Raw genomic sequence first — 15,197 nt, 5'->3', positions numbered from 1 at the left:
GTTTGGCGAGCCCTCAGCTCACTGAGGGCTTTTTCGCCGCGCCAGCATGCGCCCTGCAATGAAGATCACCGCCCCAAGAGAGCCCAGCGCCACACAGGCGAAGGCCGTCTGCAAGGGCGCGCTCATCGCGCCGATCACCAAGAGCACCAAGGGGCCCAGCGTGCCCCCAAGGCCGTTGAGCACGCCGGACGCAGCCAGCAAGCGCCCGCGCATCTCCGCCTTGGCGCGTCGTTGCGCCATGGCCTGAAGCGGCACCAGGAACAGGCCGCCGCCCACCGCTGAGAGGGTCAGGTCAAACACGATGCGCCAGTTCTCGCGGTCAGACAGAAAGTCGGCGGCGTTGATCAGCTCAAGCCCCGGCGCACGGCTCAGCGTGTAGAGCGCGATGTCGAGGGGGAAGACAGACAGCATGATCGCGCCGATCAGGGAGAAGCGCAGCGCGTCGCCGGATTTCGACAGCGAGCCGCAGATCACCGCGCCCAACGCTGCGCCGATGGTGAAAATCAGCTGGAAGACCGCCACCACGCCTTCATCGGCGCCCAGAACATCGCGGGTGAACAGCGGCAGAACGGTGATCACCGCCGCCGCCAGCATCCAGAACCAGGCGACGCCCAGCAGCGGCCGCAGCACGTCGGGCGCACGCAGGGCGTGACCGAGCATGCGCGGCGTCTCCCAGACGATTCCCAGAACGCCCCACCGCACTTTCAGATCAGGATTGCCGCCCGGAGCCGGAGTTTGCTGGCGCATGGCGATCCAGCCGAGCACCGCCATCACGACCAGCAATGCGCTGATCAGCGGCGGCCCCCAGTGCGGCCCGGCCAGCAAGGTGCCGCCGATGGCGCCTGACAGGATGGCGACATTGATGGCGCCCGAGAGCGCCGCATTGGCGGGCACCAATTCCTGGGGCTGCATGAGAGAGGGCAGGGCGGAATTGCGCGCCGGCAGGAAGAAGGTCGACTGCACGCCCATCAGGAACAGGGTGAGCAGCAAGGCCAGCGGCAGCTGGAACAGGAAGCCCACCGCCGCCAGGATCATCAGGATGATCTCGGCGAATTTGGCGATGCGCATGATCCGGGTGCGGTCGTATCGGTCCGCCACCTGACCGGCGATGGCGGAAAAGGCGAAGATCGGTACGGTGAAGGCGGTGGCGGCGAGCGGCACCATGACGGCGTTATCCAGGCCAAACACTGTCCAGCCCTGATAGGTGGCGAGCGCCACCAGCGCATAGCGGAACAAATTGTCGTTGAACGCGCCCAGGGTCTGGGCGATCCAGAGCGGCAGGAAGCGACGCTGGGTCATCAGGGTCGAGACGATTTTCAGGCTCATGTCAGCCCCTCCTTCAGCAGCGCGTCGGTGCGCGCCTCAATCATGGCCTCAAGGCGCGCCATGAACTCATCTTTCTCAAGGCCGGGCTCGATCGGGTCGAGAAACTCCACAACGGCGCGGCCCGGCGTTTTCTTGAAGGCTTGCTGGTTCCACGCCAGCCCCAGATTGGTGGCGACGGGCGTACAAGGGCGGTTCAGTGCAGCGTAGAGGTGCCACACCCCTTTGCGATAGGCGTGTTTTTCGCCCGGCGCGGCCAGATGGCCTTCGGGATAGATCAGCACGTCGCGGCGCTCATGTCGCAGCATGTCCAGGCTGTCGTTCATCCGGGTGCGAGCCTCGTCTCCGCCGCCATTGGACAGGACGATTGCGCCGAGCTTGTTGAGGATGCGGCCGACCAGCGGAAACTTGTACAGGTGATCGCCCGCCACGAAGGAGAGCTGGGCCAGCTCTGAAATCATCACGAAGCCGTCGCCCCAGCTTTGATGCTTGGCGGCGATGACGCTGGGCTCGCGCGGCAGGCGATCCTTGCCGCGCACTTCAATGCTGATCCCGGCGATGAAGAACAGCGCCACACGCTGGGCCGAACCATACAGCTGGATGCCATAGGCAAGCGGTTTGCGACCCGGCAGCAGGGCCAGCAGCGAGCAGGTGAGGGCGAACACGGCGGTGATCAGCCAGTAGGCGACGAAATAGGCGGTGGAGCGAACCATGGCGCATCCTCCTTGAAACGTCGGTGAAGAGAAGGGCTTAATCGGCTTTCAGGGCGGCCAGCGCGGCGTGCGCCAGGGCCGGCGCATTGGTTGTCATCCGGCCTGTCAGGCGCCGGGCCATGCGGTGCGCGGCGGGCTGCAGGACCAGACCCAGCGCCATGGCGGCCTTCAGCTCGGGGTCGCCCGGCGGGCAATCCCCATTGTCCATGGCGCGGGCGATGGCCTGGGCGATCAGGGTCACCGGGTCAGGGCGTCCGTCGCGATCTGTGCGGCCAAAGCGGAACATGTGGATGAGATGGTATTCAAACAGCGCCGGGTCTTCGTCGGCGGCCTGACAATAGACGCCCACCACGCGCGTGACGGCGTCTTCAAAGTTGGCCGCTTCGCTCAGCGCGGTCTCGACCAGATCAAACAGGCGCGAATGGATCGCCTCAAACAGGGCTTCGGCCAGCACTTCCTTGCTTTTGAAATGCCGGTAGATCGAGCCCTCGGCCACTTGCGCCGCGCTGGCGATCTCACGGGTGGAGACCGCGTCCACGCCATTTTGGGCGAACAGCACCAGGGCGGCGCGTTCAATGCGCGCCTTGGCGGTGCCATCCACAGCTGTCACGCCGCGGGGATCTGGGGCGCCGGGGAGTGCGTCATTCGCCATGGGATCCTCCTTGATGCGCCCTGAACTCCTGGCGCTGATGCTCCAGAGGCCGGGCGCGTTCCAGCGCGACAACGCCTCTGAGTGAGCGTTCACTTACAATCGCACCCTGCCAGCCTCGAGGCGGTGAGTCAACACTGAGTGAGTGTTCACTCACATTTTGGTTTGAGCCTCGCATGGCCTGCGGGAAAGGGGAAAGGGGAAAGGGGAAGGAGGAAGGGGGAAGGAGGAAGGAAGAAGGAAGAAGGAAGAAGGAAGAAGGGGAAAGTGGGCAATGGAAAAGGCGCGGTGCTGGGCGCGCGTCGGAGCGGGTGAATGCGTGCCTGACATCCATGCACAACACATGAGGTGACGGCGTCGTGCCGATTTGCGCCTCAGGAGCGCTTCCTCAGCGCTTCAGCTTCCAAAGTCCGTGTCTGGTCCTGAACCCTCTGTTGAAGCGCGCCGGTAAAGGCGCGGCTGTCGGTATCCGCAGCCATGGGCGGCAGAAACTCGATCACCGCCGTGCCGGGATGCAGCACTTTTTCCTGTTCGGGCCAGAAACAGCCCAGATTGGTGGCGACGGGGATGACGGGGCGATTCAGCGCCTGCGCCAGACGGTGCACGCCTTTGCGAAAGCGTCGCTCGCCGCCCACCGGCGTCAAACCGCCTTCGGGAAAAATCAGGGCCGAGCGCTGATCGCGCGTCAGCTGCGCCGCGCCGTTATCAAGCGCGCCGTTGGCGCGGCGGCCCGCATCATTGTCCACCACCACGGCGCCAGCGCGCTGCAGATACAGCCCGACCAAGGGAAAGCGCAGCATGTGATCGCCGATCACATAGGCGAGGGCGGGGTCGCGGGCGAGATGACACAGCCCGTCGCCATACGATTGGTGCTTGGCGGCGAAGATGACGGGCTGATCTGAGGGAATATGCTCAAGCCCGCGATATTCGAGCTTCACGCCGCACAGGTGCAGCCAGTTGCGAAACAGCTTCGAGAAGGCGCCGATCGCCCAGACCGCCGCCTGTCGGCCGGGCCAGAGCAGCAGCGGCGCGCAGGTCAGGGCCAGCGATCCCGCCAGCGTCCAGAACCCGGTATGAAAAAGCGTGGCGCGCATGGCTGTCAAAATTGATGTGTTCGCCCGGTCTCACAAGCGCTTCGTGTGCAGCGCTTCGCTCTTTACTCTGTTGCATGTCTTGACAGAGCAGGTGCAAACGTTCCTTTTCCAACCGCTTCTCGACCGCCCAATTGAAACGGACGATTTTCCATGCACGCTTATCGCACCCATACTTGCGGAGAGCTGCGCAAAGCCCAGATGGGCGAAACTGCGCGACTGTCCGGCTGGATCCACCGCAAGCGCGACCATGGCGGTCTGCTGTTTGTGGACCTGCGCGACCATTACGGTCTGACCCAATGCGTGCTGGAGCCTGATAATCCCAATTTCGCGACCCTGGAACGGATGCGCGCGGAAAGCGTCGTCACCGTGACCGGCAAGGTCGTGGCGCGCTCTGAGGATACGATCAATCCCAACCTGCCGACGGGCGAGATCGAATTGCTGGTGGAAGACCTTGTGGTTCAATCCGCCGCTGAAGAGCTGCCGCTGCCCGTGTTCGGCGAGCCGGACTGGTCAGAGGAAGTGCGCCTCAAGCACCGCTATATCGATCTGCGCCGGGAAAGCCTGCACAAGCGCATCGTGCTGCGTTCGAAGATCATCGACTCCTTGCGTCGCCGCATGGTCGATGAGGGCTTCACCGAATACCAGACGCCGATCCTGACCGCATCCTCGCCGGAAGGCGCGCGTGACTTTCTGGTGCCGTCCCGTCTGCATCCGGGCCAGTTCTATGCGCTGCCCCAGGCGCCGCAGCAGTTCAAACAGCTGATCATGGTGTCGGGCTTTGACCGCTATTTCCAGATCGCGCCGTGCTTCCGCGACGAAGACGCCCGCGCCGACCGCGCGCCGGGCGAGTTCTATCAGCTCGACATGGAAATGAGCTTCGTCACCCAGGACGAGGTGTTCGGCGTGATGGAGCCGGTCCTGGCCGGTCTGTTCCGTGAATTCGCCGACGACCGCAAAGTCCCTGACGAAGCCTTCCCGCGCATCCCTTATGCCGAAGCCATGCGCAAATATGGCTCGGACAAGCCTGATCTGCGCAACCCGATCGAGATGGAATCCGTCACCGAGCATTTCGCCGGGTCCGGCTTCAAGGTCTTTGCGGGCATGATCGAGAAGAACCCCAAGGTCGAGGTCTGGGCCATCCCGGCGCCGAAAGGCGGCAGCCGCGCGTTCTGTGACCGGATGAATTCCTGGGCGCAGAAGGAAGGCCAGCCGGGGCTGGGCTATATCTTCTGGCGTGAAGAAGAGGGCGCGCTGGCCGGCGCCGGCCCGATCGCCAAGAATATCGGCCCTGAACGCACCGAGGCGCTGCGCACCCAGCTGGGTCTTGAAGCAGGCGATGCGGTGTTCTTCGCGGCCGGCGAGCCGTCTGCGTTCGCCAGCTTCGCCGGCAAGGCCCGCAATGTGGTCGGCCAGGAGCTGAACCTGTTTGAAGAGAACGTTTTCCGCTTCTGCTGGGTTGTCGACTTCCCGATGTATGAATGGGATGAAGACAACAAGAAGGTCGACTTCTCCCACAACCCGTTCTCCATGCCGCAAATGGATCCCGATGACTTCATGGCGCTCGACAAGGACGATCATGACACGCTTCTTGGGATGAAGGCCTGGCAGTACGACATCATCTGTAACGGCATCGAACTGTCGTCAGGCGCGATCCGGAACCACCGTCCGGACGTGATGCTGAAAGCGTTTGAATTCGCCGGCTATGGCGAGGACGTCGTGGAAGAGGCCTTCGGCGGCATGCTCAACGCTTTCCGCTATGGCGCCCCGCCACACGGCGGCATCGCCCCGGGCGTCGACCGGATCGTGATGATCCTGGCCGATCAGGACAATTTGCGCGAAGTCGTGATGTTCCCGAAAGACCAGCAAGCGCGCGATCTGATGATGAACGCGCCGGCCCCCGCCGAGATGCGCCAGCTGCGCGAATTGCATTTGCGGACGGTGACGCCCGAGGCCAAGAAAGACAGCTAAGGGGGCATCCTCTGCTGCAGATGCGAAAACGGCGGGTCATTGACCCGCCGTTTTTGTGTTTGAAGCTTTTTAGTCTTCGTTTTCAGGCGGCTGTGGTGGTTGTGGCGGCTGGGGACGGTCATTCCGCTCATTCCGTTCGCGGCGGCGCTCTTCGGCGCGTTGGGCGGCTTCTTGCTGGCGACGCGTCTGTTCGGCAGCTTGCTCAGCTCGACGCTGTTCAGCTTCCTGCTGCCGCCTGGCTCGCTCAACAGCCTGTTCAATGCGGCGGGCTTCGACTTCAGCCAGCTCGGCGTGTGAACGCAGGTCAGGATGCTTGGGGGGCGCAGGCGGCGCGCCGTCCAGGGTCATGGGCGGAGCGACGGGTTTGGGGGCTGGACCGCTTTGTTCCAGGATCAGACGAATGCGGTCGCCGAGTTCGGTCGGATGGAAGTCGAAACTCCAGTCTATCTGATCGAGATCACCATTGGCCTGAGCTTCCGCCAAAGCGCGAGCCGCGACGCGCAGGCTGTCGCGCACCGCTTCCGCAGTGGCCTGTTCGATCGCCATTTCGACGCTGTCAGAGCTTTCGCTTTCATTGATGCGGATGGTGACGTCCTGCGCCGCATGGCGCAGATCGGTCAGCGCTTCGCGCAAGGCGAGCGCCATTTCACGTTCGCGCATGCGCGTGATCTGACCACTTTCAGCGATTGCGGCTTCAAGCTCGGCGCTGGCGCGCTCCAGTTCGGCGCGCTGGCTTTCCAGATTCGTGACCTGTGGCACTGCAGCCTCGGAACTGCGACGCAGGGTGAAGATCAGGCTCCCATCCTCCGAGCAGCGTGTCAGCGTGTAGTCAAAGGGCAGGCGCGTATTCTCATCGCCGCACACATGCTGAAAATTGTCCGCCGTCAAACCTTCCGCATCGCGCAGATCGGTGGAGGACAGATTGACGGCGATGAATTGCGCATCTGAAAACCGGGTGTCGCGCAGATCGGCGAAACTCAGATCGGTGTTCTCAAAAATCACATTGCGAAATAAGCCGCCGCGACCGTCCACGCCGCGCAGGCGTGCGCCGAAAAAGTGGGCGCGCATCAGATTGGCGTCACGCAGATTGGCTTGGCTGAAGTCGGCTTGCCGAAAGACCGTGTCGGGCAGGTTGGCGCTGCGCAGATTAGCGCCGCTGAGATCGGAGAGCAGATAGACGCCGCCCTCCATATTCGCATCCCGCAGATTGGCGCCGCGCAGGCTGACCTGATGCGCGCGCAGGCGCATCATCTGCGCGTCTTCCAGATTGGCGCCATCCAGCTCGACATTCGACAAACGGGCTTCTGACAATGTGGCGTCGGTGAAATTCGCGCCTGACAGATTCAGGTCGATCAGCTGTGCGCCAAGAATCTGGGCGTCTGAAAAGTTCGCGCCGGAAAAGTCGCCGCCGATCATTTGAGCGCCGGCCAGATTGGCGTCGACAAAATCACAGGATGGACAGTCGCCGCCGATCACGAGACGGCGATGGGGTTCGCCAGCCAGTCCGGCGGCGGACAAACCGGTGCTCAGGGCCAAAGCCAATATGAAAGTGCGGTATGGCATGCCTCTAGATGTAATCCGCCTATGCATCCGGGGCGACTAAATTCGCAGTAAGATGCAGTGAACCTGTTCATCGGCAAGACGGAATCGTCAATCCGGTCGGCAAGCGCGTGCTGGCGTCGCCGCACGCTGTATTGAGTTGGGCTTGGGTCAGGCCGCGCGCAGTTTCCAGTTCGGCGCCGGACAGGTTCGCGCCATCCAGCCGCGCTCCCGTGAAATCGGCGCCGCCGAAATACGCGCCCGCCGCCGTCGTCTGGCTCAGATCGGCATAGGCGAAGCTGGCGCCGGTGAACCGGGCGCCGAACAGATTGGAGACCGTCAGATTCGCCCGGGAGAAATTGGAATGGTTCATCGTGGCCAGGCTGAGATCCGCCTGACGCAGGCGGGAGCCCGACACGTCAATATGGGGCAGATCGAGATAGCTCAGATCCGCCTGGAACAGATTGCACCCCGGACAGGACTGGCCTGCCTGAACGCGCGCGATTTCGCTGGCGTTCTGGGCGAGAGCGCCGCCGGGCAGGGCTGCTAGCAGGCCAATGACGCAAAGAAACTGTTTCAACATGGCGCACACCTTGTCTGTTACCGGTCTGCCCTGCGCAAGTTTCAGGCCTGAACCCTAGACCTTGCCCGCCCAGCCGCAGGCGTCACAGCCCAGAAGCCCTGCGTTTTCAATCACGGTGAAGTGGCCGCATTCCGGGCAGGGATCGCCGTGATAGTTCACCGCAGGCTCTTCCAGCCTTTCCACGGAGGCGCCGCCTGCATGTGAGCCGCCAGAGGCGGGCTTGGGGTCAAACTCAAACCCCGTGCCGACCGCAGGACTGTCAGGGGATTCCGGCTTGGACCGGCTGCCCAGCATGACCACATTGTCGGGCAATTGCCCGCGTGAGAAGCCCTTGGAGATCAGACTGGCGGGATCCGCTTCGCGCACCAGCTTTTCTTGCTCGACGCCATTGCCAAGTCCGCCGGGATCATAGGGGTGGGCGTCTGTCTGGGCGAGGTCTTCACGCCCCAGATAGCTCACCGCCAGCTCGCGGAAGATGTAATCGAGGATCGAGCTGGCGTGCTTGATGGAATCATTGCCGCCCACGGCGCCGGCCGGTTCAAACCGGGTGAACAGATAGGCGTCCACATACTCTTCCAGCGGCACGCCGTATTGCAGGCCGATGGAGATGGCGATGGCGAAATTGTTCATCAGCGAGCGGAAAGCCGCGCCTTCCTTGTGCATGTCGATGAAGATCTCGCCCAGCTCGCCATCCTCGAACTCGCCAGTGTGCAGATAGACCTTGTGGCCGCCCACGGTGGATTTCTGGATATAGCCCTTGCGGCGATCGGGAAGCTTTTTGCGCTCGGCGGCGCGCTCGACATATTTCTCCACCACGCGTTCCACCACGCGTTCTTCGGCGATGACGGAGCGCCGCACGGAATCGCCGGTCTCATATTCGATGGTGTTCAAAAGGTCATAGAGCGCATCGCCTTCGCGTCGCATCGACAGCCCTGTCAGGCCGCGCCGCGCGCTGGAGACGATCAGGGCGCTCAGCTCTTCAATCGAGCTCGAGCCGGGAAGGGCCAGTTCCAGGCTGGCCGAGCCTTCAAGCGCTTCTTCACAGGCTTCCGCCATCGCCAGCCGCGCCTCGGGGGCGGGGTCTGCGAATACGGCGCGCAGCTCAGGGCTCAGCGTGTCGCAGTCATCCAGGCGACCGGCGCCGTGCACATAGCGTTCGGCGGCGACCACTTCGAGGGGATCCACGCCGAGCTTTTCCAGAAGACGCGGGCCGGCCTCGTCAAAATGTTCCGGGCTGAGCCCGCAGCGGCGCGCGACTTCGGCGCCCAGGCTCCAGCGGTTGATCGCAAAGCGCAGGGGCACGCCGTCGCTGAGGGCTGCGTCGATCCGGGCGAAGCCGGCCTGGTCGACGCCTGCGGCTTCAAGCTGGGTGATCCAGGGGGCGGAATGCCCCGCCAGCGCGCCTGCGCCCAGCGCATGGCGGCGGGCGATGGTTTGTTCTTGCTTGGACAAGCCGCTGAGCGCCGCGTTCACGCACTGGGCGAACTGACGACCACCGGGGGCGTCGAGCGCTGCGGGGGGATGGACGCCCACTGATTCCGCGCCGACAAATCCAGCCGCCAACGCCTCGGGACGTTCAAGGCTCACCGGCGCAGGGCATTCATTGCGCAGAATGGTCAGAACATGGTGCGCGCGTTCGCGGGCGGCTTCGCTGTCATAGGCCAGGGACAGGGCCGTCAGGGCCGCGCCCAGTCCGGCGATCACCAAGGCGCCGTTCTGACGTTCCGCGACCTTGCCCCACAGACGCGCCGCATAGGCCAGTCCGTCCTCATCAAGGGTTTGGCCATCGATGAAGCGGGCCAGGTTGAGTACGATGGCGGGGCTGACGCTGAGCTCGGGATCCTTGAAGTGAAGCGCAGGCTTGCCATGGGTCCAGACCGCTTCCGCCAGCCGGGTCATCACCTGGCGCGCGCTTTGTCCGTCCGACAGCGCAGCGTCGCTTTCAACCGCGTCAAAAAACGCCCCCTCGAGCTGCACGTCAGGAAGATCGGCGGCAGGCGGCGTGGCGAACAGGCCCTGCTCGGGCGTGATCAGCCCTTGTCGCGCACGGGCGATGGCGCGCTCGATCATCGGATCCGGGGCGCCGTCGCGACGGGCGGCGCGCACGGCGCGCGCCAGGGCGCGATTGCGGCGCGGGTCAAAGCATTCATCGTCCGCGCCGTCGCAATTGACGCAGGCCAGCGCCACCGCTTCCAGACGTTCGGCCAGCACGCGCGCGCCCACATTGGCGGCGGCCTGACCCATTTCTGCGGCGTTGAGATCGTGCAGCGCTTCGGTCAGCCCTTCTGCGCCGATTGTTGCATGGCCTTGAGACGCCGGCAGGCTCTCACCCCGCCAGAGCGCAGGGACCGGGGCGGCTTCGCGATGCAGCAGGCTGGCGAGCAGCTCGTCATGCTCGACGGCGTCACCCTCCACCAGCGATTCGGTCAGCTCAGAGAGCACATGTCCGGCATGAAGCTGCTCGCCCGGCTGGGCGCCGCAGAGCGCCACAAGCGCAGCGATCGTGCGCGTATCCCACCCCTCGGGCGTCAGAAGTTGAACCTCGGCCTCTTCTCCGATGGCGTCAGGATCTGGATTGTCCGCCTGTCGGCTCTGAAAGGCGAAATCATCCAGCGGCGAAACACCGTTTCGGGACAGGCGGCGGGGATTGCTCATGACGGCTCCTACCAATCGGGCGCGCGAATCACCCAGATGGTACCGGAGGAGCAGGGACGGAGTCGAAGCATGAACAGGGGGCTCTTAACCTGATCGTGGAAAACTGGCCCTCACAGCGTCCCCGATGCCACTCTTCGGAGCAGAAAACAGGCAATTGGCGCCCAATTGCGGGTGCATGACTGGACCCACAGGGTGCGCAGGGGCATATAGCGGTCACAAGTATTTTTTGCGAAGGAGCACGCCATGCTTGGCCTGCTGTCAAAAGTCTTCACCTGGTGGAACGGCGCGTCTGCGGGCGCGGCCTGGACGATCTGGCGTTCCGGCGAACTCGTCGGCGAGGATGAGTTCGGCAACAAATACTATCAAGAGCGCAAGGCCGGCACGGGCGCAGACGGCAAGACGCGCCGCTGGGTCGTTTATAACGGCTATGCTGACGGCTCTCGCGTGCCGTCGGACTGGCACGGCTGGATGCACCACACCTTTGACGAAATTCCCAGCGATGCGCCTCTGCCGCGCAAGGATTGGGAGCAAGGTCACCAGCCCAACATGACCGGCACGCTGCACGCCTATCATCCCACGGGATCCCTGATCGGCGGCTCGGCGCGTCAGCGCCAGGCGACAGCGGCTGATTACGAATCCTGGACACCGGGGGAGTAGCCCATGCGAGGCGGCGCCGTTCTCGAAACCGTGCTGGGTCTGCTTGTGCTGGTCACCGCCGGCGCCTTCCTGATCTACGCTCAAGGCCAGATTGATGATGGGTCGGGGTCTGACGGCTATACGCTGACGGCCCGGTTCTCCTCGGTCGGCGATCTCAGTCGCGGCGCAGATGTGCGCGTGGCTGGCGTGCCTGTGGGCACGGTCACCACGGTGCGGCTCGATCAGGAAACGTACTTCGCCGAAGCGGTGTTCGAGTTGAATGGCGAGATCCAGATTCCGGCGGATTCCACCGCCAAGATCGCCACGGCGGGGCTTATCGGCGGCGTGTTCATCGAGATCGAACCCGGCGGCGATGTGGACATGCTGCAAGCGGGCGAAGAGATTTCCTTCACCCAGGGCGCCGTGGACATGTTCGACCTCATCGGCCAGGCGGTGATGAACCGCGGCTCGTCCGGATCCGGCGGTTCAGAGTCCTGATCTGCGCCTTGGTCTCGCCTCAAACGCCTAACACAGTGATGACCATGATCCGCTCAATGATTGTCTCAGCCTCCCTGATCGCAGCCCTCGGCCTTGGCGCGCCTGCTTTGGCGCAGTCGGTTGAGGCCGAACAGGGTTCGTCGAACCAGACCTCCGCGCAGATGCGTGCGCAGCAAGACCCTGAAGCGCCGGAGCTGACCTCCGAGCCAGGCTCTGTGGTGGTGTTGCGCGGCCTGGATAAGGTCACCGCCCGCACGCGCGATTTTCAGGCCCCCATCGGCGAGGCTGTCCAGTTCGGCGCCTTGTCGATCACAGTGCAGTATTGCCGCAAGCGTCCGCCGGAAGAGCCGCCGGAAGTGTTCGCCTTCGTCGAGGTTGAAGACCGCCGCACGGACGGTTTCGGCGTTCAGGCGGAAGGGGAGCTGATGTTCTCAGGCTGGATGTTCGCATCCAACCCGGCGCTCAACGCGCTGGAGCATCCGGTCTATGATGTCTGGGTGATTGATTGCAGAAGCTGATCGCCGGCCACGCCCTCAGGCAGGGCGAAGAAGTCAGCGTCCAGCTCAACCGCCTGATCCAGGCGCTCACGATACAGCTCTTGTGAGATTGTTTGCGCGCCAAAGCGCTTGAGGTGCTCTGTATTGAACTGGGTGTCCAGCAGCGCATAGCCGCCAGTGTTCAATCGCGCGACCAGGGACACCAGCGCCACCTTTGACGCGTCCGTCTCACGCGAGAACATGCTTTCGCCAAAGAACGCGCCGCCCAGGCTGACCCCGTAGAGCCCGCCCGCCAGCTTGCCGTCCTTCCACGCTTCGATGGAATGGGCGTGACCGGCGGCGTGCATGTCCAGATACAAGGTCAGGATCTGGTCGTTGATCCAGCTGTCCTCACGACCGGGCGCTGGCGCGGCGCAGTTGCGCACCACCGTCTCGAAACAGCGATTGACCGTCAGCGCGAAGGCGTCGCGCCGAACGGTTTTCTTCAAGGATTTGGGAATGTGGAAGCCGTCGAGCGGAATCACGCCGCGCTCATCAGGCTCCAGCAGATAGACGCGGCTGTCACTGCGCGACTCCGCCATCGGGAAAACCCCGCGTGCATAGCACGCCAGCAATTCCTCAACGCCGAAGCCGCGCATGACGTATTCTCCGCGCTTACGAGCCCTGACGCTCGGCCAGCCAGCTTTCCAGCCAGCGGATATGGTAATCCCCCGTCAGGAAGGCGGGTTCTTCCAGAAGCGCCAGATGCAACGGAATCGTTGTTTCGACACCGCTCACGACCATTTCCGACAGGGCGCGCTTGAGACGCAGCAAGGCCTCTTCGCGATCACGCCCGTGCACGATCAGCTTGCCGATCATGGAGTCATAATAGGGCGGAATCTTGTAGCCGGTATAGAGCGCGCTATCGAGCCGCACGCCCAGACCGCCGGGTGCATGGAACTCGGTCACCGTGCCCGGGGAGGGCGTAAAGGTTTCCGGGTTCTCCGCATTGATGCGGCACTCGATGGACCAGCCTTCAAGCTTGATGTCGTCCTGGGTGAAGCTCAGCTCATGGCCCGCGGCGACGCGGATCTGCTCACGCACCAGGTCGATGCGGGTGATGGCTTCGGTCACCGGGTGCTCCACCTGGAGACGGGTGTTCATTTCAATGAAATAGAACTCGCCGTTCTCATAGAGGAACTCCACCGTGCCGGCGCCGCGATAGCCGATCGCTTTCACAGCGTCCGTCACGGTCTTGCCGATCTTGGCGCGCGCCGCCTCGTCGAGCGCGACGGAGGGCGCTTCCTCGAGCACTTTCTGGTGACGGCGCTGAAGCGAGCAGTCGCGCTCGCCCAGATGCACCACATTGCCGTGGGTGTCGGCGATGACCTGGATCTCGATATGCCGCGGCTGACCGAGATATTTCTCGATATAGACCGCGCCGTCGCCAAAAGCCGCCTGGGCTTCAGAGGACGCCGTCTGCAGCGCGCTTTCCAGCTTGTCTTCGCTTTCGGCGACTTTCATCCCGCGACCGCCGCCGCCGGAGGCGGCCTTGATCAGCACCGGGAAGCCGATTTTCAGGGCGACCTTGCGCGCTTCATCCATATCGGTGATCGCGCCGTCAGAGCCCGGCACGACCGGAATGCCGGCGTCGACCGCCGCTTGCTTGGCGGTGATCTTGTCACCCATCAGGCGGATCGTGTCTGCGGTCGGACCAATGAAGGTCAGGCCGTGCGCTTCCACGATCTCGGCGAAGCGGGCGTTCTCGGACAGAAAGCCGTAGCCGGGGTGAATCGCCTGCGCGCCCGTGATCTCGGCGGCGGCCATGATGGCGGGCACGTTGAGATAGGACCGGCCCGCGGGCGGCGGACCAATGCAGACGCTTTCATCCGCTAGCTTGACGTGCATGGCGTTGGCGTCGGCTTCGGAGTGAACCGCCACCGTCTTGATGCCCATTTCCTTACAGGCCCGATGGACCCGCAAGGCGATCTCGCCGCGATTGGCGATAAGGACTTTATCGAACATGAGCGACCGCCTAGCTGATGATGAACAGGGCTTCGCCGTATTCCACCGGTTGGGCGTCATCGACCAGAAGCTCGGTGAGCGTGCCCGATTTGGACGCGGTGATGGGGTTGAAGGTCTTCATGGCTTCGACCAGCAAAATGGTGTCGCCTTCCTTCACGCTGTCGCCAGCTTTCTTGAACTGGTCCGCCTCAGGAGAGGGACGCAGATACACCGTGCCGACCATGGGCGAGGTCACGGCGCCGGGATGGCTTTTCGCGTCGGCGGCGCTGACGGCAGCCGGCGCTTCCGGTGCGGAAGCCGGCGCAGGCGCAGGAGCTGCAGCCATGGGCGCAGGAGCAGGCTGAGTTGCGTAAACAGCGGGCGCAGCGGTGATTTCGCGCGCGACGCGGATACGCATTTCGCCTTTTTCGACTTCGATCTCGGTAAGGTCGGTGTCGTTGAGAATATCGGCCAGCTCGCGCACGAGCTTGGAATCGACCTGCGGGTTCGACGTGGTGGACGCCATAGGTTTACTACCCTTTCTAGTCATTATTTCGCACGCGCCTGCGCCAGTTGCACAGCGGCTCTAATCCCCAGCTCATAGCCGCGCGCGCCTAAACCGCTGATGGTGCCAGCGGCGGCAAGTGACACATAAGAGACAGCACGAAAGGCCTCTCGCGCAACAGGCTGGGACAGATGCACCTCAATTGCGGGCGCGTCCACCCCTTTGATCGCGTCCAGCAGCGCTATGGAGGTATGGGTGTAGGCGGCGGGATTGATCACGATGGCCGAGCCCTTGGCGCCGGCGGTGTGAATCAGCTCCACCAGCGCGCCTTCATGATTGGTCTGCTCAAACACCAGCCCGACGCCCAGCGACTCAGCCGTCTGACGGCACAGCGCTTCGATATCAGCGAGGGTGGTGGTTCCGTAAATCTCAGGCTCGCGCGTTCCCAGCAGATTGAGATTGGGGCCGTTGAGCACGAAGACGGGTTTGAGGTCAGACACTTTTATTCACTCCGGCCAGGCTGAAGGGCGCCAGCGCGCCTTGACTGCCAGCCT

15 protein-coding genes are annotated in these 15,197 nt (G+C 63.5%); 4 read left to right on the top strand and 11 right to left on the bottom strand.

The window, feature by feature from the left end; all coding sequences use genetic code 11:
* Positions 1-18 precede the first annotated feature (18 nt).
* The 4 genes from ACTIGF_RS12870 to ACTIGF_RS12855 all read right to left on the bottom strand — a co-directional run bounded on the left by ACTIGF_RS12870 (position 19) and on the right by ACTIGF_RS12855 (position 3,779).
* Positions 19-1,326 (bottom strand): MFS transporter, encoded by a 1,308-nt coding sequence (locus ACTIGF_RS12870; RefSeq protein WP_439637256.1) that lies wholly within the window; start codon positions 1,324-1,326, stop codon positions 19-21.
* Entirely contained in the window at positions 1,323-2,036 is a 714-nt protein-coding gene (locus ACTIGF_RS12865; RefSeq protein WP_439637255.1) for a lysophospholipid acyltransferase family protein, read from the bottom strand. Before ACTIGF_RS12865 ends, ACTIGF_RS12870 begins: the two co-directional genes overlap by 4 nt.
* A 37-nt stretch (positions 2,037-2,073) precedes the next feature.
* Complete coding sequence (locus ACTIGF_RS12860; protein WP_439637254.1) at positions 2,074-2,688, bottom strand: TetR/AcrR family transcriptional regulator; 615 nt, start codon at positions 2,686-2,688, stop codon at positions 2,074-2,076.
* A gap of 371 nt (positions 2,689-3,059) precedes the next feature.
* Positions 3,060-3,779 (bottom strand): lysophospholipid acyltransferase family protein, encoded by a 720-nt coding sequence (locus ACTIGF_RS12855; RefSeq protein ID WP_439637253.1) that lies wholly within the window; start codon positions 3,777-3,779, stop codon positions 3,060-3,062.
* A gap of 150 nt (positions 3,780-3,929) precedes the next feature.
* Between ACTIGF_RS12855 and aspS the strand changes: the two genes are divergently transcribed.
* Complete coding sequence (gene aspS, locus ACTIGF_RS12850; RefSeq protein ID WP_439637252.1) at positions 3,930-5,747, top strand: aspartate--tRNA ligase; 1,818 nt, start codon at positions 3,930-3,932, stop codon at positions 5,745-5,747.
* A gap of 69 nt (positions 5,748-5,816) precedes the next feature.
* Here aspS and ACTIGF_RS12845 read toward each other — a convergent pair whose 3' ends face one another.
* From ACTIGF_RS12845 to ACTIGF_RS12835, 3 genes are all read right to left on the bottom strand, one after another.
* Positions 5,817-7,310, bottom strand: coding sequence for a pentapeptide repeat-containing protein (locus ACTIGF_RS12845; RefSeq protein ID WP_439637251.1), 1,494 nt, complete (start codon positions 7,308-7,310; stop codon positions 5,817-5,819).
* 67 nt (positions 7,311-7,377) lie between these two features.
* Complete coding sequence (locus ACTIGF_RS12840) at positions 7,378-7,869, bottom strand: pentapeptide repeat-containing protein (protein ID WP_439637250.1); 492 nt, start codon at positions 7,867-7,869, stop codon at positions 7,378-7,380.
* Positions 7,870-7,923: 54 nt separating this feature from the next.
* Positions 7,924-10,524, bottom strand: a complete 2,601-nt coding sequence (locus ACTIGF_RS12835; RefSeq protein ID WP_439637249.1) for a TSCPD domain-containing protein — start codon at positions 10,522-10,524, stop codon at positions 7,924-7,926.
* A 243-nt stretch (positions 10,525-10,767) separates the two neighbouring features.
* On the opposite strand from ACTIGF_RS12835, the gene ACTIGF_RS12830 reads away from it, so the two are divergent.
* The 3 genes from ACTIGF_RS12830 to ACTIGF_RS12820 are packed head-to-tail and all read left to right on the top strand — an operon-like array spanning position 10,768 to position 12,176.
* Complete coding sequence (locus ACTIGF_RS12830) at positions 10,768-11,181, top strand: NADH:ubiquinone oxidoreductase subunit NDUFA12 (protein ID WP_439637248.1); 414 nt, start codon at positions 10,768-10,770, stop codon at positions 11,179-11,181.
* A 3-nt stretch (positions 11,182-11,184) separates the two neighbouring features.
* The gene (gene mlaD / locus ACTIGF_RS12825) at positions 11,185-11,658 is read left to right on the top strand and encodes an outer membrane lipid asymmetry maintenance protein MlaD (RefSeq protein WP_375548891.1); all 474 of its coding nucleotides are present in this window, start codon (positions 11,185-11,187) and stop codon (positions 11,656-11,658) included.
* A 56-nt stretch (positions 11,659-11,714) separates the two neighbouring features.
* Positions 11,715-12,176 carry a DUF2155 domain-containing protein gene (locus ACTIGF_RS12820; protein WP_439637247.1) on the top strand — a complete coding sequence of 154 codons (462 nt, stop codon included), beginning with the start codon at positions 11,715-11,717 and terminating at the stop codon, positions 12,174-12,176.
* Here the strand turns inward: ACTIGF_RS12820 and aat are convergent.
* The 4 genes from aat to aroQ are packed head-to-tail and all read right to left on the bottom strand — an operon-like array spanning position 12,143 to position 15,143.
* Entirely contained in the window at positions 12,143-12,793 is a 651-nt protein-coding gene (gene aat, locus ACTIGF_RS12815; RefSeq protein ID WP_439637246.1) for a leucyl/phenylalanyl-tRNA--protein transferase, read from the bottom strand. The genes ACTIGF_RS12820 and aat overlap by 34 nt on opposite strands.
* Before the next feature lie 16 nt (positions 12,794-12,809).
* Positions 12,810-14,159 (bottom strand): acetyl-CoA carboxylase biotin carboxylase subunit, encoded by a 1,350-nt coding sequence (gene accC / locus ACTIGF_RS12810; RefSeq protein WP_375548894.1) that lies wholly within the window; start codon positions 14,157-14,159, stop codon positions 12,810-12,812.
* Between the two features lie 10 nt (positions 14,160-14,169).
* Positions 14,170-14,664 (bottom strand): acetyl-CoA carboxylase biotin carboxyl carrier protein, encoded by a 495-nt coding sequence (gene accB / locus ACTIGF_RS12805; RefSeq protein WP_022699680.1) that lies wholly within the window; start codon positions 14,662-14,664, stop codon positions 14,170-14,172.
* Between the two features lie 23 nt (positions 14,665-14,687).
* Complete coding sequence (gene aroQ, locus ACTIGF_RS12800) at positions 14,688-15,143, bottom strand: type II 3-dehydroquinate dehydratase (RefSeq protein WP_273019910.1); 456 nt, start codon at positions 15,141-15,143, stop codon at positions 14,688-14,690.
* Positions 15,144-15,197 lie beyond the last annotated feature (54 nt).

Origin of the sequence: Oceanicaulis sp., from assembly GCF_051859625.1 — a bacterium.
Taxonomy (GTDB): domain Bacteria; phylum Pseudomonadota; class Alphaproteobacteria; order Caulobacterales; family Maricaulaceae; genus Oceanicaulis.
The sequence above is the reverse complement of the archived record's forward strand: the minus strand, read 5'-3'. Positions and strand labels throughout refer to the sequence as shown.